23 protein-coding genes are annotated in these 21,932 nt (G+C 54.1%); 19 read left to right on the forward strand and 4 right to left on the reverse strand.

Going from position 1 to position 21,932, the window contains the following annotated elements; translation table 11 throughout:
- Nucleotides 1-28: 28 nt before the first annotated feature.
- The 16 genes from HUU59_10340 to HUU59_10415 all read left to right on the forward strand — a co-directional run bounded on the left by HUU59_10340 (nt 29) and on the right by HUU59_10415 (nt 13,927).
- Nucleotides 29-688 (forward strand): hypothetical protein, encoded by a 660-nt coding sequence (locus tag HUU59_10340; protein NUO19836.1) that lies wholly within the window; start codon nt 29-31, stop codon nt 686-688.
- A 79-nt stretch (nt 689-767) separates the two neighbouring features.
- Nucleotides 768-2,141 carry a hypothetical protein gene (locus HUU59_10345; GenBank protein NUO19837.1) on the forward strand — a complete coding sequence of 458 codons (1,374 nt, stop codon included), beginning with the start codon at nt 768-770 and terminating at the stop codon, nt 2,139-2,141.
- Nucleotides 2,142-2,203: 62 nt separating this feature from the next.
- Nucleotides 2,204-3,202: an aldo/keto reductase gene (locus tag HUU59_10350; GenBank protein NUO19838.1), complete on the forward strand. Its 999-nt coding sequence runs from the start codon at nt 2,204-2,206 to the stop codon at nt 3,200-3,202.
- Between the two features lie 49 nt (nt 3,203-3,251).
- Nucleotides 3,252-3,602, forward strand: a complete 351-nt coding sequence (locus HUU59_10355) for a hypothetical protein (GenBank protein NUO19839.1) — start codon at nt 3,252-3,254, stop codon at nt 3,600-3,602.
- Nucleotides 3,603-3,619: 17 nt separating this feature from the next.
- On the forward strand, nt 3,620-4,516 hold the full coding sequence (locus HUU59_10360; GenBank protein NUO19840.1) for an NAD(P)H-binding protein: 897 nt from the start codon (nt 3,620-3,622) through the stop codon (nt 4,514-4,516).
- Nucleotides 4,513-5,061, forward strand: coding sequence for an META domain-containing protein (locus tag HUU59_10365; GenBank protein ID NUO19841.1), 549 nt, complete (start codon nt 4,513-4,515; stop codon nt 5,059-5,061). The genes HUU59_10360 and HUU59_10365 overlap by 4 nt, the downstream gene beginning before the upstream one ends.
- Entirely contained in the window at nt 5,062-5,844 is a 783-nt protein-coding gene (locus HUU59_10370) for a class I SAM-dependent methyltransferase (protein ID NUO19842.1), read from the forward strand.
- A 51-nt stretch (nt 5,845-5,895) separates the two neighbouring features.
- Nucleotides 5,896-7,179: a hypothetical protein gene (locus HUU59_10375; GenBank protein NUO19843.1), complete on the forward strand. Its 1,284-nt coding sequence runs from the start codon at nt 5,896-5,898 to the stop codon at nt 7,177-7,179.
- A gap of 42 nt (nt 7,180-7,221) precedes the next feature.
- Nucleotides 7,222-8,154 carry a TerC family protein gene (locus HUU59_10380; GenBank protein ID NUO19844.1) on the forward strand — a complete coding sequence of 311 codons (933 nt, stop codon included), beginning with the start codon at nt 7,222-7,224 and terminating at the stop codon, nt 8,152-8,154.
- Entirely contained in the window at nt 8,155-9,024 is an 870-nt protein-coding gene (locus HUU59_10385) for an SDR family NAD(P)-dependent oxidoreductase (protein NUO19845.1), read from the forward strand. It begins immediately after the preceding gene.
- Between the two features lie 14 nt (nt 9,025-9,038).
- Nucleotides 9,039-9,620, forward strand: a complete 582-nt coding sequence (locus HUU59_10390; protein ID NUO19846.1) for an inorganic diphosphatase — start codon at nt 9,039-9,041, stop codon at nt 9,618-9,620.
- A 5-nt stretch (nt 9,621-9,625) separates the two neighbouring features.
- Nucleotides 9,626-10,414, forward strand: a complete 789-nt coding sequence (locus HUU59_10395) for a dienelactone hydrolase family protein (GenBank protein NUO19847.1) — start codon at nt 9,626-9,628, stop codon at nt 10,412-10,414.
- A 51-nt stretch (nt 10,415-10,465) separates the two neighbouring features.
- The gene (locus HUU59_10400; protein ID NUO19848.1) at nt 10,466-11,590 is read left to right on the forward strand and encodes a hypothetical protein; all 1,125 of its coding nucleotides are present in this window, start codon (nt 10,466-10,468) and stop codon (nt 11,588-11,590) included.
- A gap of 29 nt (nt 11,591-11,619) precedes the next feature.
- A complete protein-coding gene (locus HUU59_10405; GenBank protein NUO19849.1) occupies nt 11,620-12,648 on the forward strand; it encodes a T9SS type A sorting domain-containing protein in 1,029 nt (342 codons plus the stop codon).
- An 84-nt stretch (nt 12,649-12,732) separates the two neighbouring features.
- Complete coding sequence (locus tag HUU59_10410) at nt 12,733-13,515, forward strand: proprotein convertase P-domain-containing protein (protein NUO19850.1); 783 nt, start codon at nt 12,733-12,735, stop codon at nt 13,513-13,515.
- A gap of 4 nt (nt 13,516-13,519) precedes the next feature.
- On the forward strand, nt 13,520-13,927 hold the full coding sequence (locus HUU59_10415) for a hypothetical protein (GenBank protein ID NUO19851.1): 408 nt from the start codon (nt 13,520-13,522) through the stop codon (nt 13,925-13,927).
- 72 nt (nt 13,928-13,999) lie between these two features.
- Here HUU59_10415 and HUU59_10420 read toward each other — a convergent pair whose 3' ends face one another.
- From HUU59_10420 to HUU59_10430, 3 genes are all read right to left on the reverse strand, one after another.
- Nucleotides 14,000-14,425 (reverse strand): DUF302 domain-containing protein, encoded by a 426-nt coding sequence (locus tag HUU59_10420; GenBank protein NUO19852.1) that lies wholly within the window; start codon nt 14,423-14,425, stop codon nt 14,000-14,002.
- 121 nt (nt 14,426-14,546) lie between these two features.
- Nucleotides 14,547-15,137, reverse strand: coding sequence for a superoxide dismutase (locus HUU59_10425; GenBank protein NUO19853.1), 591 nt, complete (start codon nt 15,135-15,137; stop codon nt 14,547-14,549).
- Nucleotides 15,138-15,783: 646 nt separating this feature from the next.
- Nucleotides 15,784-17,979: a M1 family metallopeptidase gene (locus HUU59_10430; GenBank protein ID NUO19854.1), complete on the reverse strand. Its 2,196-nt coding sequence runs from the start codon at nt 17,977-17,979 to the stop codon at nt 15,784-15,786.
- Nucleotides 17,980-18,111: 132 nt separating this feature from the next.
- On the opposite strand from HUU59_10430, the gene HUU59_10435 reads away from it, so the two are divergent.
- The 3 genes from HUU59_10435 (at nt 18,112) to arsM (ending at nt 20,026) form a co-directional block, all read left to right on the forward strand.
- Nucleotides 18,112-18,504: a hypothetical protein gene (locus HUU59_10435; GenBank protein NUO19855.1), complete on the forward strand. Its 393-nt coding sequence runs from the start codon at nt 18,112-18,114 to the stop codon at nt 18,502-18,504.
- An 87-nt stretch (nt 18,505-18,591) separates the two neighbouring features.
- Nucleotides 18,592-18,918 carry a winged helix-turn-helix transcriptional regulator gene (locus HUU59_10440; protein ID NUO19856.1) on the forward strand — a complete coding sequence of 109 codons (327 nt, stop codon included), beginning with the start codon at nt 18,592-18,594 and terminating at the stop codon, nt 18,916-18,918.
- A 289-nt stretch (nt 18,919-19,207) separates the two neighbouring features.
- Entirely contained in the window at nt 19,208-20,026 is an 819-nt protein-coding gene (arsM, locus tag HUU59_10445) for an arsenite methyltransferase (GenBank protein NUO19857.1), read from the forward strand.
- Nucleotides 20,027-20,186: 160 nt separating this feature from the next.
- Here arsM and HUU59_10450 read toward each other — a convergent pair whose 3' ends face one another.
- Nucleotides 20,187-21,914, reverse strand: a complete 1,728-nt coding sequence (locus tag HUU59_10450) for a T9SS type A sorting domain-containing protein (GenBank protein NUO19858.1) — start codon at nt 21,912-21,914, stop codon at nt 20,187-20,189.
- Nucleotides 21,915-21,932 lie beyond the last annotated feature (18 nt).

Genomic DNA, 21,932 nt, shown 5'->3' on the forward strand with positions numbered 1-21,932 from the left:
AGCTTGTTGCACAAATTGACTTACGACCATGAACTCTCAACTTACTCCCTCGACACCGAGCTATGCCGACTTGTTGGCGGAGTTGAAGCAGCGCATTCGTTCGACGCAGGTGCGGGCGGTGGTGGCGGTGAATCGCGAGCTGGTGCTGCTGTATTGGGAGATTGGCCGGGAGATTCTGCGGCGGCAGGAAGCCGAGGGCTGGGGGACGAAGGTAATCGAGCGGCTGGCGGCTGACTTGCGGGCGGAGTTCCCGGAGATGACTGGATTGTCGGCGCGTAACCTTAAGTATATGCAGAAGTTCGCACAGGCTTGGCCGGACGTTCAAATTGTGCAATCAGTGATTGCACAATTACCCTGGGGACATCACACCCGAATTCTGGACAGGCTAAGCTCGCCTGAAGAACGGTTGTGGTACATCGAGGCCTCAAAGAAGCATCGTTGGTCGCAACGAGTGCTTGAACACCAAATCGAGACCCAGCTGCATCTTCGGCAGGGGCAGATGCAGTCGAATTTTGAGCGGACATTGCCGGCGGCGGATTCGGATTTGATTGTCGACACGCGCGGCCGTCCGCTCGATTTGCCTCCGCAGACGGAAAATCGTGTCGCCAAGATTCAGAAGTGGACGAAGATTCAGGACTTCATTCTCACCGGTGCGCATGACGACGGTGTCGCGACGGTGAGGAAGTAGGGCTTTCTAGAATGGAAAATCAAGAGGGACTCGCATGTTAATATGGAGACATCTCGGCTTTACGAGAAATTTGTTTTTCGTGGATCCTTTGCGTCCGATTTCAGAAGATCTAAGGCTTTTTGTTGGCCGTGATGAGGAAACTCGAAGATATTTGGTTGACCTCTTAAGCGACAAGCGTGCTTTGAAAGTCGTCACAGGAGATGTTGGTGTCGGGAAAACGACGTTTGTTAATGCCTGTCAATATATGTCATATGCCGGGCAATCACCTGATGGATTCCCATTTGAACTTCCCAAATTGCTCCCTTGCTTTGATAAAATACAAGTAAGAGAAGGCAATAATCTTGATGTATTCTTTCAACAAGTAATGGTTACGATTTGTCAGAGTATTGCCTATCACTGCAAAATAGCAACAATCGAACCACCAACACTTGTAAAGGAGTACCTTCGTTTCTTCTTAGATCTCAATATTCAATCGGGTGGTGCAGGTGGTTCCGTGGGATTCAATTTACCTGCTGGATTTGGAATTGAGCTTGGTGGTTCGGGAAAAGCATCAACCCCAACTTCCATAAAGAACATACGCCACCATCTACTCAAACTAGTAGAGTTGTCCATGGACGAGCTCAGGTTTGACGGCATTTCGGTAGTTGTTAACAACTTAGATATTTTGTCTAAAGATAGCTTGTTGCAATTTGTTAATGAAGCTCGTGACGAACTGTTTGACATTCCTGGTATTTATTGGACACTAATTGGCAGGAAGGGAATAGCAACTGTCATTTCAACTGAATCTGACAGAGTCGGAGATTATCTGTCTGGTACAGAACTTTGTCTTACTCCGCTTAAATTTCCTGACACAAAACAGATTATTGATAGAAGAGTTGACGAGCTTAGATTAGATTCTCGGCCTGATGCTGTATGTCCATTGCAGGAAGACATGATATATCTTTTTCACGATATGTCACTCAAAGAAACTCGTGAAACACTGAGCATCTGTGGTGAAGTAGTCAGAAGAGTAATAGGAGTAAATCCTGCTCTAAAAATCATACCTAGGGAAATTGCAGTTTCCGCATTTGTACAATATGCATACGAACGCGCAAAAGATCTTGACTTGTCAGAAAGCAAGGTTAAAATCCTTTCAGCGGTTTGGGCAAAAGAGTCATGTAGGCCTAAGGATTTCGCAAATTTCGACTATAAAACGATTCAGGGTTTTAATAGTGCGCTGAAAGTATTATCTGACAAAGGTATTCTCTCTGTTGAAGAGAAGGGGAGGGCGCGAATTTACAGGATGACAGGATTAACAGTGCTAGCGGCAATTACAGGAGCACTTGGTGAAGAAATTCGACAAGCTGCTGCATCACAAATGAACAAACTTTCGGAACCCGTCGCTTCGACAATGGAGTCAGAACCCACTGCATTCGACGAGGCACAATTGTCGCTCGAGTTGGATGAAGATTAACAGATCAAACAATTAGCTCAGCGTGTCAGTGGCGCTTTTCATACGTCAAATTAACTATTACAATGCAACAACGACAACTTGGTAAGAATGGCCCCAAAGTTTCGGCACTTGGCTTGGGCTGTATGGGGATGTCCGAATTTTACGGAATCTCGGATAACAAAGAAAATATCAAGGTCCTGAATCGCGCGCTGGAATTGGGCTGCAATTTCTGGGATACGGCGGACATGTACGGTGTGGGACTCAATGAAGTTTTGCTCTCAAATGTTTTGCGCACGCGCCGCAACGAGGTATTTTTGGCCACGAAGTTTGCCAACGTGCGCAGTTTCGACGGGTCGTTTCTGGGAGTGAACGGCAAACCGGAGTACGTGAAACGCTGCTGTGACGCAAGTTTGATGCGGCTGGGTGTTGACGTGATTGATCTCTATTACCAACATCGTGTTGATCCGACCGTGCCGATTGAAGAGACCTGGGGCGCGCTGAAGGAACTCGTGCAAGCAGGCAAAGTCCGCTATCTCGGTATTTCCGAAGCGGGACCGAAAACGATTCGCCGCGCGCATGCGGTGCATCCGATGATCGCGGCGCAGTATGAGTATTCATTGTGGACACGTGATGTTGAAAACGAAATCATTCCGGTTTGCCGCGAATTGGGAATCGGAGTTGTGCCCTACAGCCCGCTCGGCCGCGGATTCCTGACGGGGCAGTATGCCGACACCTCGGCCATTACGGCAACGGGCGATGCGCGTGGAAATTTCCCGCGCTTCAAAACAGAGAATCTGGCCAAGAACCGGACGTGGCTGACCAACATTGAGGTTCAGGCCGCGAAGCATCATTGCACTCCGGCACAGCTTGCGCTCGCATGGGTGCTTGCGAAAGGTGAAGACATGATTCCGATTCCGGGCACAAAGAAGATTTCACGTCTGGAAGAGAATCTTGCGGCGTTGAACGTCAAACTCCCGCCGCAAGACCTGGCCGAGCTGGACAGGATTGCGGATCCGGGCAAGATCGCAGGCGAGCGCTATCCGGAGTACAGCATCAAAGCGACGATGGTTGAAAGCGCATAGCATTTATTCGATTGCGGAAAAACGAACCGACATGCGACTACTTCTCATAATGAGTATCAGTCTTCTTGTTTTCGGATGCAAGGAGGCCCGCGAAGCGCGGGAGCTGAAAAAGCAGCACAGGGCGGAAGCTCTTCCGATGTACGGCATGCTTACATATATGGCGGACGCGGCGACGTTCACGGATTGCAGAACCTTGAGCCGGTACCCTGTGCCGTTCAAAGGGGATTGGCTGGAGGTGGAACGGGCATATGTGAACATGCGGCAGCACGGTGAGCCGGTGTATATCGAATTTCGCGGGCGGCTGGACGAAGAAATCGTTGACGGCGTCACGCGGCCTGCAGTGGTGATTGAAGAGATAACTCAAATGCGCCCCGACACGAGCTGCGGCTCACAATTTTAGTCAAAATATAAAAATTTATGGCAGCACATCTTTGGGACACAGGAAATGAAGAGAAGCTGATTGCGGTCGTCGGCGCGACGGGAATGCTCGGCGCACCGGTGGTCGAACGGCTGCTGGAGGATAATTTTCAGGTGCGCGTGTTAAGCCGCAATCCGATTGGCGCGAAGGAACGCTTCGGCACGCGGCCAGAGTACACTTTCGCCGATGTGACGGATGTTGATTCGCTCGTGCATGCGTTCGAGGATTGCTATGCGGTGCACATCAACTTGAATCCGGATCAGGACGCGGAACCTGCGGACGTGCTGCATCAAGGTCTCTTGAACATCGCGGAAGCGGCCAAAGCGTGCGGGGTGCAGAGATTGTCCGTCATTGCGGGGGATTGGACACCCGACCCGAATCATTCGTGGTCTCGGCGCGCCGAATTCTCAAAGGGTCTGCTTGCTCTCGAAGCGTGCGGTATTCCGACATTTCTATGGGGCTGCACATGGTTCTATGAGAGTCTGGATTATTTCGTGCTTCCCGACCGCGCGCTGATGGTGGGGTTGCAGCCGTTGACCTGGCATTTTGTCGCCGCCTCGGACTATGCGAAAATGGTATCGGCGGTGATGAGCAACGAAGATTTCGCGGCAAGCAAACGGTTCACCGTTCACGGTCCTCAGGGATTCAAGATGTTTGACGCGCTGAAGCACTACTGCGAACTGCTGCGGCCGGGTCTGCCGGTAGAGCAATTATCCATTGAAGAGACAAGGAAATTCGCGCAGGAAGATGAAGAGTACGGCTGGCTCGAGCACTTCGCGGATTTCATGGCGCCGTTTGAGACGTTTGGGGAAACAGGAAACCCCGCCGAAGCCCAGGCGCTCCTTGATGAGCCGATGATTACTCTTGAAGAGTGGTGCCGGGAGCAGATGGATTGAGACTCGCGGTGATTATTTTATGCGGCCTGCTGCTGTATGGCTGCGGAAAAAAGGCGGATGATAACAAGGCCCCCAAGTCCGCAGAGCAGGCCACTCCGACGGTTCAGGATACACTCACCACAGAGAGTCCGTCCTCACCCGGCGAAACCGCACAGCCGGTTGCACCGGAAATGCGCAAGCCGAAAGCGAGCGAGCATCCTCTGAAGAACAAGCGCTGGAAACTGGTTGAATTGGCGGGAACAAGGATTGAAGTGACCGATGAATTCAAGAGTGACCCGTATGTGACGTTCTCGCTCATGACCAACAAAGTGCGCGGCAGCGGCGGCTGCAATCGCTTCGGCGGAACCTACGACGTGAATGATAACAGCATCTCCATCAGCGAATTGGCGATGACCAAGATGTATTGCGAAGGCGCGATGAGTGTTGAAGAGCCTTTTTTGCGGGAGCTTGCGACGGTGGACGGTTACGAAGTTGTCGGTGACGCGATGTGGCTGAAACGGGGAGCAAGAAAAGTTATGAAATTTGAAGCACTGTATCTGAACTAAATGGGAAGCGGACAACGACAAGCGGAGCTTTGGGGGCCGGGAGCGAAACTCTGGTCTGAGAAACACGAGTCATACGCGCTCAACATCGTGGACTGGGTGCTTGACCGGATTTATGAGGGCAATGGGGCGCACATTCTCGACGCGGGCTGCGGAGCAGGAGCAACTGTCGCGATGGCGGTGAAGCGCGGTGCGCGTGTGACAGCCACCGACGTGACACCGGAAATGCTGGAAATTGCCAGGCAGCGCGTACCGCAGGCGAATTTCTACGTCGCCGATTCCGAGGCTCTGCCCTTTGCGGACAATACATTCGATTCGGTGATGGCGATGCACTCGCTTCAATTCACCGAGACGCCGCTGAACGCGCTGCACGAGTTCAAGCGTGTCAGCAAGCCAAACGCTAAAATCGGTATTGCCATGTTTGGAGACACGGCGCATGCGGACTTTGCCACTATCGGCGCTGCGGTGCGAAAGCTGTTCAAGACTCCGCCGAATTTTGAAGGCCCGTTCTCGCTCTCTCCTCCTTCAAAGCTGCACGGTGTAATTCAACAGGCCGGACTGAAGATTCTCGAAACCGGGGATTTTGACATGGAGCGCGAGTTCGAAAGCTTCGAGGAGTATTGGCACGGACAGGCGGGAACGGGGGCGACGCGCTATGCCGTGCGCGAATTGGGTGAAGAGCTTGTGCGCGACACCATCGCCGGCGTCATCGCGCAATTTACGGATTCACAGGGGAAAATAACGCTGCGGAACAGATTTCATGCGGTAATTGCGGCCAAGCAATAGACGAATATCAATAATGCGGGAAGTAAACTCAAATCGTAAGAGGGAGAGATTATGGTAAGAGTTATCGGGTTGGTGTGCGCGCTGCTGCTGGCGGCGCTGTCATGTGAAGACGACAAGGAGACAGTGCCGCAAGGACTTCCGACGGAAGCGCGGCGCGCGGCTGAGATTCTGCTGGACAGCCTCGTAATCGACACGACCGCGGAGATATTCGTGGTAGGGCCTCTTCCGGCGGGAACCGTGCTGCGGGAATTCGTTCCGGATAGCGCGGACACGGCGGCGACGCTGACTCTGCCGAATCAAAGCGGAGCGATTTACGCGTTCTTTATCAACGACCACAGTCATCTGAACTGGTCGCACGCGGTTCGTTACGCCTATGTTGTTCCCGGCTCGCGGGAAGTCGGTCAGGTGGCGGCGCAATGGCCGATGTTTGTGGACCGTCCGGATGGTGAAGTCGCTCCGTTCAGTCAGATAGCCGAGGAACGGATTGACGGCGCGCGTTTTCGTTACGGTTCGGGCGGCGGAAGTTTTCATGATGATGTGAACAGCACAAAGCCGGAAGCGGATACTCTGCGCTCGCCGGATGCACGGAAAGGCCGCGCACTGGACGCGCCGTGCAAAAAGCTTGCGCTCGTCTTCGACGGCGGCGAATGGAGCGATTTTTGGGGCAAGGAGGGATTCTCCGCCGGTGCCATGGCCGAAAACGCGAATCTGGTCAACACGTTCCTGACGGACAACGGCTTCACGACCACGCGCATCAGCCAATACAAAGGCAACACGCTGCCGGGCTATTTCACGACCAACGGCGATTTGGGGGACCAGCTTCGCAATACGCTTCGCAATCTCGCGTCGCAGTTTGAGTGTCCGTGCGACGGCGATCCCGGCTGTCACGAGTTTTTCCTTTATATCTGCGCCCACGGCGATGATGATATCATTTCCATCTATGAACCGGGCAAGGACGGCTTTGCATGGTTCAAATATGAGAATCTCAACACGTGGCTGAATGACTTTCCGCCATGCGTGAAGATAAACGTGATGCTGGACATTTGTGAGGCGGGCAACGCGCGCGATGATTTGGAAGGTCAATGCAATCGCCGCGGAGATTGCGGCTTCACGCTGGTCACCACCTGCGATGCCGCCAACGGCACTCCGTCCGGACTTGGCACAACCGATTCGGGCACGGAGGATTGGGCGGAAGCCGCAGACGAGGATTACGACGACGACGGCAAAGAGGGGGACTTGGGCGACCGCTGGCTTAATCTCGAGGACGAGAACTCGGATTACGGCCCCACACGCTTCATGTGTCCCGGACAATCGGGAATGTGCAGCACGGATTGATTGAAGATGCAGCGATGAACTTTATTATAACGACACACGACATTGGAATTCGAAACAATTAAGTGGATTATATTCACGGTCGGCATTTTGGGACTGCTGCTCCTCGACCTTGGAGTCTTCCACAAACGGCCGCACGCGGTCGGTCACAAAGAGGCGATGGGCTGGGTGGTCTTCTGGTTCCTCCTCGCCATGAGCTACTGCGGGTTTGTATGGTGGTGGAAAGGTGAGCGCACCGCCATTGAGTTTTTGACCGGATATATTATCGAGGCGTCCTTATCTGTTGATAATATATTTGTGTTTATTCTCATATTCTCCTATTTCAAGGTTCCGGCCGTCTATCAGCACCGGGTGCTGTTTTGGGGAATTTTGGGAGCGCTCATCATGCGCGGCATCATGATAGGTGTCGGTACCGCGCTGATTCAGAATTTTGAGTGGATTATCTACGTCTTCGGCGTGTTCCTGATTTTCACGGGAATCCGCATGGCCGTCACGGACGAACACGGCGTTGACCCGGAGAAGAATGGAGCGGTGAAGCTGCTGAAGAAGTTCATGCCGGTGACGACCCGATACCATGACAAGAAGTTCTTCATCGTCGAGCACGGCAGGCGGCACGCCACTCCGCTGTTTGTTGCCTTGCTGGTGGTTGAAGTATCGGACGTCATCTTCGCCGTGGATTCCATTCCGGCGGTCTTCGCCGTCACTCGTGACCCCTTTGTCGTGTTTACCTCGAATGTGTTCGCGATTCTGGGACTGCGCTCGCTCTACTTCGCGCTGTCGGGAGTCATGCATAAGTTCCGTTTCCTGAAGTATGGTCTGTCGGTCGTCCTCTCGTTTGTGGGTGTGAAGATGCTGCTCGGGCACACGGCCTATGCCATACCTATCGGCTGGTCCTTGAGTGTTGTGGCAGGAGTGCTCGCACTTTCCGTCATGCTGTCTCTACTGATTCCCGAAAAGGAAGCGAAGGAGTCGCACTAAATGGCGGGGATTCTGATTACCGGCTGTTCGTCTGGATTCGGAGAGCTGGCGGCGCGCGAGTTCTCGCGCACCGGGCATCGTGTATTCGCCACCATGCGCGGCACTGACGGCAGAAATCAGGGGATTGCGGAGGAGCTATCCCGACTTGAGAATGTCACTGTGCACGAACTTGACGTCACGAACGAGGAGTCCGTCGCCGCGTGTGCGGAGGAGATTCTCGCACAGTCCGCACTCGACGTGATTGTGCACAACGCTGGATTCGGTGTGTACGGTGTCGCGGAAGGCAGCACGCCGGAGCAGTTTTCGCGCGTGCTGGAGGTGAATCTGCTTGGCGTTCACCGGCTGAACCGGGCGTTCTTGCCGCATCTTCGTTCCCGCAGGTCCGGACTGCTGATTTACCTTTCAAGCGGCTCGGGGCGGACGGTATTTCCGTACTCCTCAGTGTATTGCGCGAGCAAATTTGCGCTTGAAGCCTACGCCGAAGCGCTCGCGTATGAGCTTCGCACCTTTGACATTGACAGTGTGATACTTGAGCCGGGTGCCTATCCGTCCAAGTACCGTCAGAACGTCGAGCGTCCGGACGACGGGAAAGTCCTTGCGCAGTATCCTGTAGAGCAGGCCGAAGCGGAAAAAATTCACGCCAACATCGTCGAGATGCTGCACAGTGAGATGGCGCCTGACCCGCGGGACATAACGAATGCCATGTTACACGTGTTATCCCTTGCTCCCGGAGAGCGGCCGCTGCGGGTTGCGCTGCGGAAGGACGCCGGGGGACTTAAAATGATAAATCAAATATGCGGTGAGGTGCAGGGAGCGCTGTTGCGCGGCCTGAATCTGGAACACCGGACTGTTAAACGACCACAATTATAAAGAAAGAAATTGCCTTGAAGCTGCATGAGTTGCCGCCCGGGCGGCGCATCCCGAATGAGATTTTTGTTGTTGTTGAAGTGCCCTATGGCCATCGCAACAAGTATGAATACGACAGCGACCTCGGAGCCATCGTGCTCGACCGGCCGCTGTTCTCGCCTGTTCACTATCCCGGAGATTACGGATTTATTCCCGGCACACTGGCGGACGACGGCGACCCGCTCGACGTGCTGGTGATGGTCAAGACCCCGACTTTTCCCGGCTGTGTCGTGGCCGCGCGGCCGTTGGGAGTGCTGATGATGCAGGATGAAAAGGGCGGTGACGAGAAGATTCTCGCCGTTCCGGCGACCGACCCCTCCTTTGAAACGTATCACAGCCTTTCCGACGTTCCGCCGCACTTCCTGCGCGAGATGGATCACTTCTTCCGTGTTTATAAGGAGCTGGAAGGCAAACACGTCACGTCGATGGGTTGGAAAGACCGCTGGGAAGCGGAACAGACCATAAAGGAGTGTATCAAGAGAGCAAAGTCCGGCACAGCGTCCGCGAAGAAGAAGAAGCCGGCAGTCAAAAAGAGTGTCAAGAAAAAGAGCAAACGGTGAGGAAAATGAGAACAATTCTGCTTTGGATAACAATCATGTGCTGTGCAATTGCCGCAAGTGCTTCCGTCAAGGGTGTGTATGTTGATTACACCGTGAACGGCAAGGAGTATCAGGGCTATCTGGCCTACAATCCGGAGCAAAAGGGTCTACGACCGGCAGTCGTCGTCTTTCCTGAATGGTGGGGAGTTAACGACTATGTCAAGAGCCGGGCACGCGAATTGGCGGGCTTAGGGTATGTTGCCTTTGTGGCCGATATGTACGGCAAGGGAGTCGTGACGACACTGGCTGATTCGGCGAGGCAGCTTGCCGGAGCATTCTATCAGGATTTTTCGAAATTTGAGACCATGACCAACGCGGCCTTCGAGCAGCTGCTGAAACAGGAGCATGTTGACAGCGCGAAGACGGCGGCCATCGGCTTTTGTTTTGGCGGAACAGCCGCACTCGAACTTGCTCGCAGCGGTGCAGACCTGAAGGGTTGCATCACCTTTCACGGCGGACTGGGTACGCCGACTCCGGAAAAGGCCAAGAACATCAAATGCCCCGTGCTGGTGCTGCGCGGGGATGCAGACCCGTTTGATGAGCCGGCCTACCTCGAAGGATTCGAGAAATCCATGACTGAGGCCGGCGCCAAATACAAAGTGGTGAGCTATCCCGGCGCGAAGCACGCCTTCACGAATCCGAATGCGGGCAAGGCGGGTTTGGACGGTGTGGAATACAACGAGGCGGCGGAGAAAGCTTCGATGGAGGAAATGCGCGCCTTCTTCCGCGAGATTTTTGCCGGCAAGCAGGAATAGTTTCAGCCACCTTTCAACACAACATTTCATTGCAACACATACAGGAACTACATGGCCACATCATTCACACCGGGACTGCGAGTAGCTGAGAAAGCTTTGATTACCAAGGACCGCATCTTGCCGTTGAAAGGCGAAGTCGTCGTGCACATCGGCGAGCACCTTTCGGCGGAACAGGTCGTCGCCAGCACCAATTTGCCGGGCAATGTCGTACCGCTCAATGCCGCCAATCTTCTCGGAGTATTGCCCGGCGACGTGCGCGGCGCCTTGCTGATCAAGGAAGGAGACAAGGTTGAAAAGGATCAAGTGATTGCCGAATCGAAATCCTTCTTCGGCCTGTTCAAGAACAAGTTGAAATCGCCTATCACAGGCTCACTCGAATCCGTGTCCGATGTGACCGGTCAGTTGATATTCCGGGACCCTCCGATTCCCGTTGAAATCGAATCTTACATCGAAGGCCGGGTGACGCAGATTTTTCCGCATGAAGGTGTGGAACTGCAAGCCGTCGGCTCTTTTATTCAGGGCATCTTCGGCATCGGCGGCGAAACACATGGAAAGATTAAGGTTATCGTCGATTCTCCGGAAGATGAAACAAGTGAGGCGAAAATCCCGTCTGACTGTAGGCACCAGATATTAGTCGGTGGCTCTTTCGCGACGTATGATGCAGTAAATAAAGCAATCGCGGGCGGTGCCGCAGCATTGGTCGTAGGCGGCTTCGACAGCCTTGACCTCAAGAAACTCCTTGGCTATGAACAGGGTGTCGCTATTACGGGCGGTGAGCAAATCGGTATCACGCTTGTGTTGACGGAAGGCTTCGGCAAAATCGGCATGGCGCGCCGCACCTTTGACCTTCTGAAAAAGAACGAAGGCCACATGGCCTCTGTCAGCGGAGCCACCCAAATCCGCGCGGGTGTCATGCGGCCTGAAATTATCATTGCCCGCAAGGATGTTACTCACCACGAAGAAAAGGACCACGAGCCCTCCGGCCTTGAGCTGGGAGATGTGGTGCGCATTATCCGTGAACCTTGGTTCGGCAAAATCGGCAAAGTTTCCGAGCTTCCGCCCGAACTCACCGCACTTGACACGGAAGCGAAAGTGCGCGTCCTCAAAGTTACACTCGACGGCTCAAACGAAATTGTGACCCTTCCGCGCGCAAACATCGAAAAGATTGAAGCATAAACCATAAAAAAGGAACTGGGAGTACCGAAATGAAAAGGATGTTCGTTTTACTGCTTGCGGCATTGTGCGCGAGCACAGTGTTTGCACAAATCACGCTGACACAGAGCAACGCGCCCGCCATGGGCTCGTCAATGATTAGCTATGGCACGACCGCAGAAGTGAGCTTCTCGCCCGGCTCCGGTGCGAATCAAACTTGGGATATCAGCAGCTTTGGTTACGAAATTGACGGCGGCGGCACCTATGTGCAGCCTTCCACAACACCGTATGAAGACACGTTCCCGACCGCGACTCATTGCGTGACTGCGGGCGACAACACGTGGACCTACTACCGCGTCGCAACAAACGGAATCTACTTCCTCGGTTTCGTTGCGCTTGCGGACACGATGGAAATCATTCAGAATCCCGATGACGACGTCTTGTTGATTCCATTCCCCTGCACAATGGGAACGAACTGGACCTCCGTCATGCGTATTTCCTTCGAGATTATTCCCGGCTTCGTCACGACGACAGTGGACAGCTCGCTGTATACGGTGGACGGCTGGGGTACACTGACGACCCCCGCGTGGAGTGCCGCCGCATTGCGCGCATCTTCGCACGGTTATCTGTCACAGTATATGAACGGTATGCCCATCGGCGAGACGTCGGAGACTTGGGACTATGCCTGGTTTACGCAGGACGGCAATCGCGGCGCATCCTACACCAACATTGATGCCACCGGACCCAATTTCACCACCGGAGAAGTCGGATACACGTCTGAAGGCACTTCCGACGCCGACCCCGTGCGCGGCCCCGTTGCCGAGAGTTTCCGTGTTTCGCAGAACTATCCCAATCCGTTCAACCCGAGCACGACGCTGCCGATTGAGCTTGCCAAGTCCGCCACCGTGGAAGTAACCATCTACAATGAAGTGGGACAAGTGGTGCTTCAGCAGTCGCACAATTTGACTGCCGGACAGCACAGTCTTCCCATTGACGGCAGCGCGTGGAGCAGCGGCAGCTACTTCGCCAAAGTTATGGCCGGAAACGAAGTCCAAGCCACTCGCATGACTCTCGTCAAGTAAGCAATTGAAACGGGCGGCATGCGAGCGACATGCCGCCCGTTTTCTTTTATACTCGCTCAGGTGCATGATGCAATGGAGGGCAGAATGCGCGTCTTATTATGCTTGTTATCTGCGTTCGTCTGTATTGAAACCGCTATCGCACAACTCGTTCTTACCTATGAATCGTCTGACGTGCCGCTCGCAATTCCCGACGGTCCGGGCAGAAGTGTCGAATCACTGCTGACCATCAACGACTACTATCCGATTACCGACGTCAACGTTATTCTAACCATTACGCACACCTTCGTGTTCGATTTGGCAATTTACGTCGAAGCACCGGATGAAGACGTCGTCAGACTTTACTTTCATTGCAGCGCTTCAGGCGAGAATCTGACCGACACACATTTCGACGACGAAGCCTCGATGGCCATTTGCGCCGGAGGGCCGCCTTACACAGGAACCTTTCGCCCCAACCATCCGCTGACTCCATTCGACGGCCGCCGCAACAACGGCACGTGGATTCTGCGTGTCGCCGACGATGCCGCTCTCGATGTTGGGACCTTGCAGTCATGGAGCCTCGAAATGACGGTGGACACGACAGTCAATGCGAACCTTCCGCCGCAGGTGTCGGTCTTCACGCTTGGACAGAACTATCCGAATCCTTTCAATGCCGCCACGGTTTTGCCGCTTCAGTTGGCCTACCCTGCTCACATCGGACTGACAATCTATGCTCTCGACGGCCGCACCGTCCGGCACAGCCTGATGACACTTTCCGCCGGACTGCATAACATACCCATTGACGGCTCCGCATGGAGCAGCGGCACCTACCTTGCCGAAGTTGCCGCCGGAAGTCATCGCAAATCCGTCCGCATGCTGCTGCTGAAGTGAGGTTATGAACAAACTGCTCTCGAGCGTCATCGCAATTCTGCTCATCTCCTGCGCTAAACAGGTGCAAACCCCGCCGCTTGCTGGTCAGTGGTTTGCCAATCCCGCCTCCATTGATTATCTGAATCTCGAGCGGCTCGCGCTCGACTTTCGCACCGACTCGACCTATCGCTACTACTACCGCAGCGCGCCCGTACCGCCCTTTGAAACCGGACAGGACTACACCGAAGGCGGACGCTACTCATTGCGCAGCGACACGATTCACTTCTCCGTCATTGAGGCAAACGGCCTCCGCACCGCCTACAACTACTCGCGCAAGTTCCGCATTCTCCCCGACACAACCGAGTGGCCCCTGCGCGTGACCTATCATCGCAACAACATTGACTTCGAAGTTTATTTCCGCGCTGAAAAGTAGTGCACAGGTTTTGACAAATACAAAGCGGGACGCACAATCGTGCGTCCCGCTCTTTTTCTCTCTGCGAATAGCTCAGAGTTTGCTCAGTACTTTCTGCAGTTTCTCTTCCGCCTCCGCCGCCACGGGTTTCAGCGAATCATTTTCGATAAACAGAAACATTGCTTTCGGGTCAATGATAGAGACCGTCGCTCCGCCGCCGTCGCGCTCCTGCACCACAACATTGCAGGGCAGCATCAGCCCGATTTGCGGCTCCGCCGCCAGCGCCCGCGAGGCAAGATGCGGATTGCACGCTCCGAGAATCACGTACTTCCGAAATTCCAAATCAATTTTCTTCTTCATCGTCGCCTTGACGTCAATCTCCGTCAGCACGCCGAATCCCTCCTCCTTCAAGAGCTCCGTCACCCGCACAATCGCGTCCTCGTAGCTCGTCTGCGGCATCTCCTTCACCCAGCCGTACTTTATTTGCGCATCCGCCGTCGTCATCAGTAGGACTCCCATCAGAATTGAAATGATCAACTTCATATTATTCCTTGCGGTTCAATTGACACAATAAACAGGGCGCACGTCTCCGTGCGCCCCGCTCTATAACTCAAACTGGTCGTTCGTCCGGGCTTCGCGTTTATCTGCGCGCGGCGTCATAGTTCTTTGCCACCGTCTCCCAGCAGAGATTCTTGATGAACGCGTCAATATAACCCGGTCGCGCGGCGCCGAAGTCAATGAAGTACGCGTGTTCATACACGTCCATCGCCATAATCGGTTTCAGATTCCAGCCCAGATACGAGTTTTGCGCGTCACCAATCCAATTGAGCAGACGCTTGCCGTCTTCCCACCACACCAGCCACACCCAGCCGCGCGCCGCCATGCCTGACGCCTTCAAATCGGCGATGTATTTGTCGTAGCTGCCGAAGTCCTTCTCAATCTGCTTCTTCAAATCACCTGACAGTGCTGAGCCGCCCGGTGTCAGATGAGCGAAGTAGATTTCGTGATTCTGCATTCCCGCAATCGCGAAACTCATATCCACCTTCAACCCGCGAATCTCTGAATAGACCTGGTTTGCTCCCGCGCCGTCGTGAGCCGCCAGCTTCTCCAGCACCTCATTCGTCTTGTTCACATATCCGTTGTAAAGCTTCAGATGCTCTTCACATGTCCTCTTCGAAATTCCCTCCAATTCGAAGATCTTCGTTCCGAAGTCTTTTGCTGCAAAAGCCATGGTCTGTCCTCTTTATGTTAGAATTCTCTTGAAATATACAAGGTCAGTCGCACTTCGATCACCTAAAGTATATGATTTAATTGCGACTTTTTCAACTTGCAGAAAGTTCGACAATTTCAAAAAAAGCAAGCACTCCTGTTTTCCCTTTTGTCATCCGAACCTCTCTGTCATCCCCCATCCTTCTTCTTTTATGCGCTCCTTCACCGCTCGCGTCCCGCTTTCTTCTTCTGTCATCCTGAGCACGCGCCCTCGGCCAACACCCCCGCCCCCGCACGTCATCTCCTTTCCAGTTTCTAATCTCTCATTTCTAATTTCTAATTTCCCGCCTCCCCCCATGCCTCTCGAACTTTCCCTCTCCGGCTCGTAAGTCCAATGCCAATTCTCCCTAATCCAATACTGAACAAATGTTTATAGAAAATTGTATTTTTTACCACAAACACTTGACAAACGTTCAATCCATATGTATATTATGCACAGCTAACCGACCAAAGCCCGACTGACCCCCCGCTTACTAGTGGTGGGTGGCCACGACGGCCCCACGGGGAAAGAGATCACTACAACAGCAGCAGACACCGCCGAATCAAACGGCAAAAAAAAGCGGCCCCGACTTTCGTCAAGGCCGCCTTCAGAGTGGCTTGAAATTCCGCTACTCGTTCGCGCGCACAAAATAAAATTTTTGTTGCGTGCTCATCACATCCACAAAGAACGTGTCGGTCACCGTCGCAAGCGAAGTCAAATCCGAATAATCTCCCTGCGACGCGGCAAATATCTCGTAACTTCCGGCTCCAACCACGCTGTGCCACCTCAATCTGACGGAATCGCCGGCTGCAACGGCAACCGTCAAATGCTGCGGCGCATCAAGCAGCGGAGTCACCGTGAGCACAAGCTCCGTCGTGTCGGCTTGATTCGTGCTGTTCTGCACCCGCAAGTCGAGCGGAAAACTTCCCGATTGTGTCGGAGTTCCGGAGAAAATTCCATTCGTCCCCAGCACAATTCCATTCGGCAAACTGCCGCCAATTAGACTGTATGTATATCCCGTTCCACTTCCGATCGCCACCAGCGTATCCGCATAACCTGAACCCTCCTGACCGACGGCCAGCGAACCGTTCAGGAAAATCGGCTGCAGCGGTTCGGTCAGCACCGTTTTCAGAAACCACGTATCCGGATCGAATGTAATCGAATTCGGTGTATAACCCATCTCGAACAAATATTTCTGGCGGTAGCGGTCGCACACAACTGTTTGTGTCACCGTCTGCGTGCCGCCGAAACGTAAATCCACTCGATTGACGAACGGCTCCGCCGGAGTCGAGTGAATCTGCCGCAGCCTGACTGCGGTCGCCAGCACACCGTCCACCGTGCCGGTTCCATAGGACACACGATAGGTCGGACGGTTGACTTCGTATAAATAAGCGTGAATAAACGGCTCAATGTCATAACCGACGACATCGTTCATCGCGTCAATAAAATCCGTCGTCAAGGCGGATCCGCCCTCAAAGCGCGCGCGGTATTCGCGCATGCCGGCGAAAAACAGCGAGTCATTGCGAATCGCTCCGCGCAGCGTGTGCAGAATCCATCCGCCTTTGTGATACACCGTGTTACCGCTGAATAAATCCGAGGGATCATACACCGGTCCCGACGGATCGCTGACCGGCAATCCTGTATTCATGTAGTTCCTGTAGGCTGCCGGGCCGTTCAGATGTTCGTACCACAAAGCCTCGGTATAACTGGCGAAACCTTCGTTGAGCCAGATATCCGGCCAGCTTCCGAGCGTCACCATGTCTCCCCACCACTGATGTCCCAGCTCGTGCACAAGAATATAATCGTAGGAGTGTGCACCGTTGACCAGACCGCGGCCATAGGAGGTGTTGCACTGATGCTCCATTGCTCCGCCCCATCGGAACATCGAGTGACCGTATTTCTCTTCGATGAACGGATACTCGCCGAAGAGTTCTGCCATCGCGGCAATCGCGTCGGCCATGATATTAAAGTCAACCTGCGACTGCGCGAGCTTCTCCGGATAGACAAAATATTCGAGCGGCATGCTGTCACCGTTCAGGCCGACATACCAGTCGGTGAACGATGCATAGTTGGTTGCGTTCGCGCAGATAAGATAGGTCGCAATCGGATATCTTTCAAACCAATTGAATTGCCGCGAGCCGGCTGGCACGGGCGTGATGCTTTCCAGCAATCCGTTCGACGTCGCGGTCAAGCTGTCCACCACGGTGAGGTGAATTCTGGCGCTGTCCGCTTTGTCATGCGGAGCATCCTTGCAGGGCCACCAATCGCGCGCGCCGAACGGCTCGGAGAGCGTGGCAATGGACGGCACGGAGTAGCTTCCGACGGTGCGGTTCCACCAGTCAAAGGTGGAGATTCCGCCGCCTAAACAGGGACGTCCGCGATAGTAGATTGACAGCAGGAACTCTTCGTCAAGCGCGTAATCCCGCTCGAGCGTGACGATCATCTGCTGACCGCCGCGGGTGTAGCTCAAGACTTCGTTCATGGCTCCGCGAACGGAATCTACTGTGAGAGTGTCACAGAAGTCGAGGACGACTTCATTGAATCCCTCCAGGAGCGAGCGGCCGTGAATATCGGTTCGTCCGGTTATTTGTTGTCCGGCGAAATTGCGCAGATCTATCCACAACTCGTAATAAACGACATCATAATCCGCTTGAGTTTCATCAAGCCGCAATGCTTCACGCGAATCAAACACTTTTTGCCAGCGGGCCGCTTCGCGGGAGTGAAAGTCGGACGGGGAAGTTGGCGGAGTTTCATCTATCTGAGCAAGTGCGGGTGAGGCAAGCCAAAGACAGAGCAGGGTCAGAATTGGAGTGAGGCGGTTCATCGTTAGTCTTCTCATAGTGAAGCTACAATTTACCGCGATATGTGACCGAAGGCAAGCGGATACTATTTGCTGAAAAACTTCTTCCGTATTATATTACGGAACCAGATCACATAATTCGCGGGAGATAGACCCATGGGATGTCTTGAAGGACTTGCCGAAGTTATTCTGTATGTTGAAAATATGCAGGAAATGGTGGAGTTCTATCGTGACGCGATGGGACTCAGGATTAAATACCCACCGCACTTGTCAGATTTCCGCAAGGAGGAGTGGGTGGTATTTGAGACGGGCTCTTGCAGTTTGTGCCTCCATTCGGGCGGACGGCGGCGGCTGGGAAAGGATGCTCCGTCTTTTGTTTTTCAGGTGGCGGATATGGAGATAGCCCGGGATGAGTTGACGGAGCGTGGAGTTCCGATGGGAGAGCCGCGCAAAGTTGCTCCGAATATTTGGATTTGCGAGGGTGAGGACCCGGAGGGGAACCGGTTTTCAATTGAGCATGTGACGAAAAAACAGACAGTTGTGCATTAATTTTCAGGCGGCTGGAACCAGCCGCTTGACTTTTACGTTCTTAATTCGTATTTTTACGAACAACGAATACAGAAATCGAGAGAGGCTATGCAGAACGCACCAGAATTCACGACCCACCCGCCGGACACGAGTCTGGAAGACATGGACATGGCGAAACTTGCTCGCGCACTCGGTCATCCGCATCGTGTGGCGATCATTCGGTTTTTGCTCAATAGTCCCGGCTGTATTGTGGGGGATATTGTTGAGCAATTGCCGGTCGCGCCGTCCACGGTGTCGCAGCATTTGAGGAAGTTGAAAGAAGCAGGCTGGATTCGCGGCGAGATTGACGGGCCGAAAATCTGTTATTGCATCGAGCCGCTTTCGGTGCAGAGGTTCAAGAAGATTTTCGATTTGCTGACGGAGCCGTGCTGTTAGCCGGCGTGGACGCTGGACCCAATGCGCAGGCGCGATGGAGACGGGGGATTGTGGTTTACGCATTGGGTTATTGGGTCGTTTAACAAGATCCTTCCGGGATGACAAGGTGATTTACATCTCGGTAAGCGGGGCATGTGAAGACACATGCCGCCGCGAAGCGTTGAGGTTTAAGTGGTGCTTAAAACGGGCGGATTGCCATCCGCCCCTACAATAAATTGGAAAAACACAAACGGGCGGATTGCCATCCGCCCCTACAATAAATTGGAAAAACACAAACGGAGAAAATAGAATGGAAACTTTGAATATTCGCGAGGTGGTGCGCGAAAAATACGGACAGGCGGCACGCGGGGAGAGCTGCTGCGGAACATCGGGGTGCTGCGGCGCAACGAATGTGGAAGATATCGCGGCGGCCATCGGCTACTCGGATGAAGACTTGAAGAATGTTCCGGACGGTGCGAATCTCGGACTTGGCTGCGGGAATCCGCTTGAGTTTGCCGATGTGAAGCCGGGCGAGACGGTGCTCGATTTGGGCAGCGGTGCAGGGTTTGACGCATTCCTGGCTTCACGGAAAGTGGGACCGCTGGGCCGTGTGATTGGAGTGGATATGACTCCGGATATGCTCGCCAAGGCGCGCGCGAATGCGGAATCCCTTAAGACGAAGAACGTCGAGTTTCGCGAAGGCATCATTGAAGACTTGCCGCTCAAAGACAGTTCGGTTGACTTGGTGATTTCCAATTGCGTCATCAATCTTTCGACGGACAAACCGCAAGTGTTCAAGGAGATTGCGCGAGTGCTGCGGCCGGGTGGACGAATGCTTGTGTCGGACCTTGTGCTGAATCGTCCGCTGTCACCGGCTTTGAAGAACAACGTGGAGGCCTATGTCGGCTGTGTGGCGGGAGCCTCGCTGAAGGAAGAGTATTTGAAGTACGCTCACGAAGCCGGGTTGACGGATGTCGAGATCGTGAACGAGATTCGTTATGATGTCGGATTGGATTCAATCGGCGAGGAGTTGCGCAACGAAGCATTGGAGGCAGTGGCATCGGTGAAGGTGAGAGCCTACAAGCCGAAGGCCCGCGAATGCGGCTGCGCGGACGGGTGTTGTCAGTAATCAGCGGTCTCCGAAGGGAGTGAGGCCGCACATTCCTCCAGAAGATTCGGGGGAGCACAGAGTCAGAATAAAGAAAGCCCCGCGGAGACGCGGGGCTTACTCTTGGGGGCAAAGAGAGGGAGGTGCTCTTTGCGACCACGGGCTTGCTCAAGGCCCGTTCCTACTTAGTGAGGAGCATTCTGTGCACGACCGATCCGTTGGGCGTGTCCAAGCGCGCCAAGTAGAGACCGGAGGGCAAAGCGGACGCATCGAACGTCAGGGAGTGCAGACCTGCTTCGAACGCACCGCTGGCCAGAGTTGCTACCTGCTGACCAAGCAGGTTGTAGATTGACAAGTTGATGTTCGCCGCTGCGGAGAGCGTGAACTCGATATTCGTTGCCGGGTTGAACGGGTTCGGATAGTTCACAACTTCCGGTGCAATGACCGGAGTTTGAGTGAAGTCATCATTGCCGGGGTTCGGGGCCTGCGGCATATGCAGCTCCATGTATCCGTTCAACGGAATATCCATCTGAGTCAGCGTGCTGACCATACCGTTCGGCCAGAGGATATTGACGGTCCACTCTTCGGAGTGATACCAGGACGGATTATAAATCGTCTTGACATTGAGGTCATTGCCGACGGTTCCGGCATACATGGACGTCGCCGCCCACTGCTTGCCGTAGGGGAACTCGACGGAGATGAGACAGTTCAGCACCGGAGTCATACAGTTGTCCGGGCCGCAGAGTTTCAGTCCGACGAATTCGTTGGTATTTTCGGTGTCATTGCGGAACATACGAATGCCGTTGCGCTCGCAGGCCATGGCCACATCGAGGTCCCCGTCATTGTCATAGTCTCCCCACGCGCAGGACTGCGTATTCATATCGGGCAGCAGCAAACCGGTGGCGCGTTCGAGCGGCTGCCAGTAGGAGGTGCGATTCATCAGGAGGACGTTTCCTTCGGGGCGCACAAGGAAGATGTCCATACGGCCGTCGCCGTCGGCATCCACGGCGTGCGCGCTGGTGGCGCCCTTGGTGGATTCGCGCAGACCGTAGGTATCGGTCATGTTTTCAAAGCTGCACGGCTGTTCGTCGCTGTCGAATTGATAGAAGAGACAGTTGTTGTCAACGGAACCGCAGGCAAAGAAGTCAAGATTGCCGTCGCGGTTAAAGTCCGCCCACGTGATTCCGGTTTGCGCGAGCTTGGTCGGGAAATTCATTGCTTGACCGTAGTCGCGGTACATCCCGCCTTCGTAAACCCAGAGGCTGGTCGAGCCGTCAATCTTGCTCATGAAGTAGTCCATGTCGCCATCCTGGTCGTAGTCAATGGGGCTGACCTGACTGACGAGCGTTTCGGTGAATGGCCCGGTTGCGCCGCGAGCCTCGACGAATTCATCCGTTGAGGGGACGAGCAGAACGCTTTCATCCGCGAGTTCGGAGCGATTGCTTAAGAGCAGGTCGAGAGCGCCGTCGTTGTCGGCATCGCACCACGTGGCGGAGCGAATGTTGAGGACATCTTCGAGGTTCAGGTCAACGCGCTGGAAGCGGTGGTTTTCGGTTTGGCGATAAAGTTCGGCGCTTTCTTCATTATCGGTCAAGCAGAACAGGTCGAGACGGCCGTCCTGATTGAAGTCGACGAAGCGCGCGTTGCGAACATGGCTGATTGTGTTGACTTCGTATTCATCGCTCGCATTCGTCCAATCGGAGCCATTACTCAGGAAGAGTCGGCTTTCGCCGTGCGCGACGGTGCCCATGAAGAGGTCGGCGAATCCGTCGGCGTTCACGTCACCCCACGCTACGACTGAGTAGCTGCTTCCCTGAAAATCGGGGCTGGAGATGTCACTGAAGGACATCGCGTAGGCCGCGCTGCTGAGCATTGCGCATAGGGTCAGGATCATCAATCCGTGTTTCATATCTTTTTTTCCTCCGCA

Source organism: bacterium, from assembly GCA_013360195.1.
Taxonomy (GTDB): Bacteria; Electryoneota; RPQS01; order RPQS01; family RPQS01; genus JABWCQ01.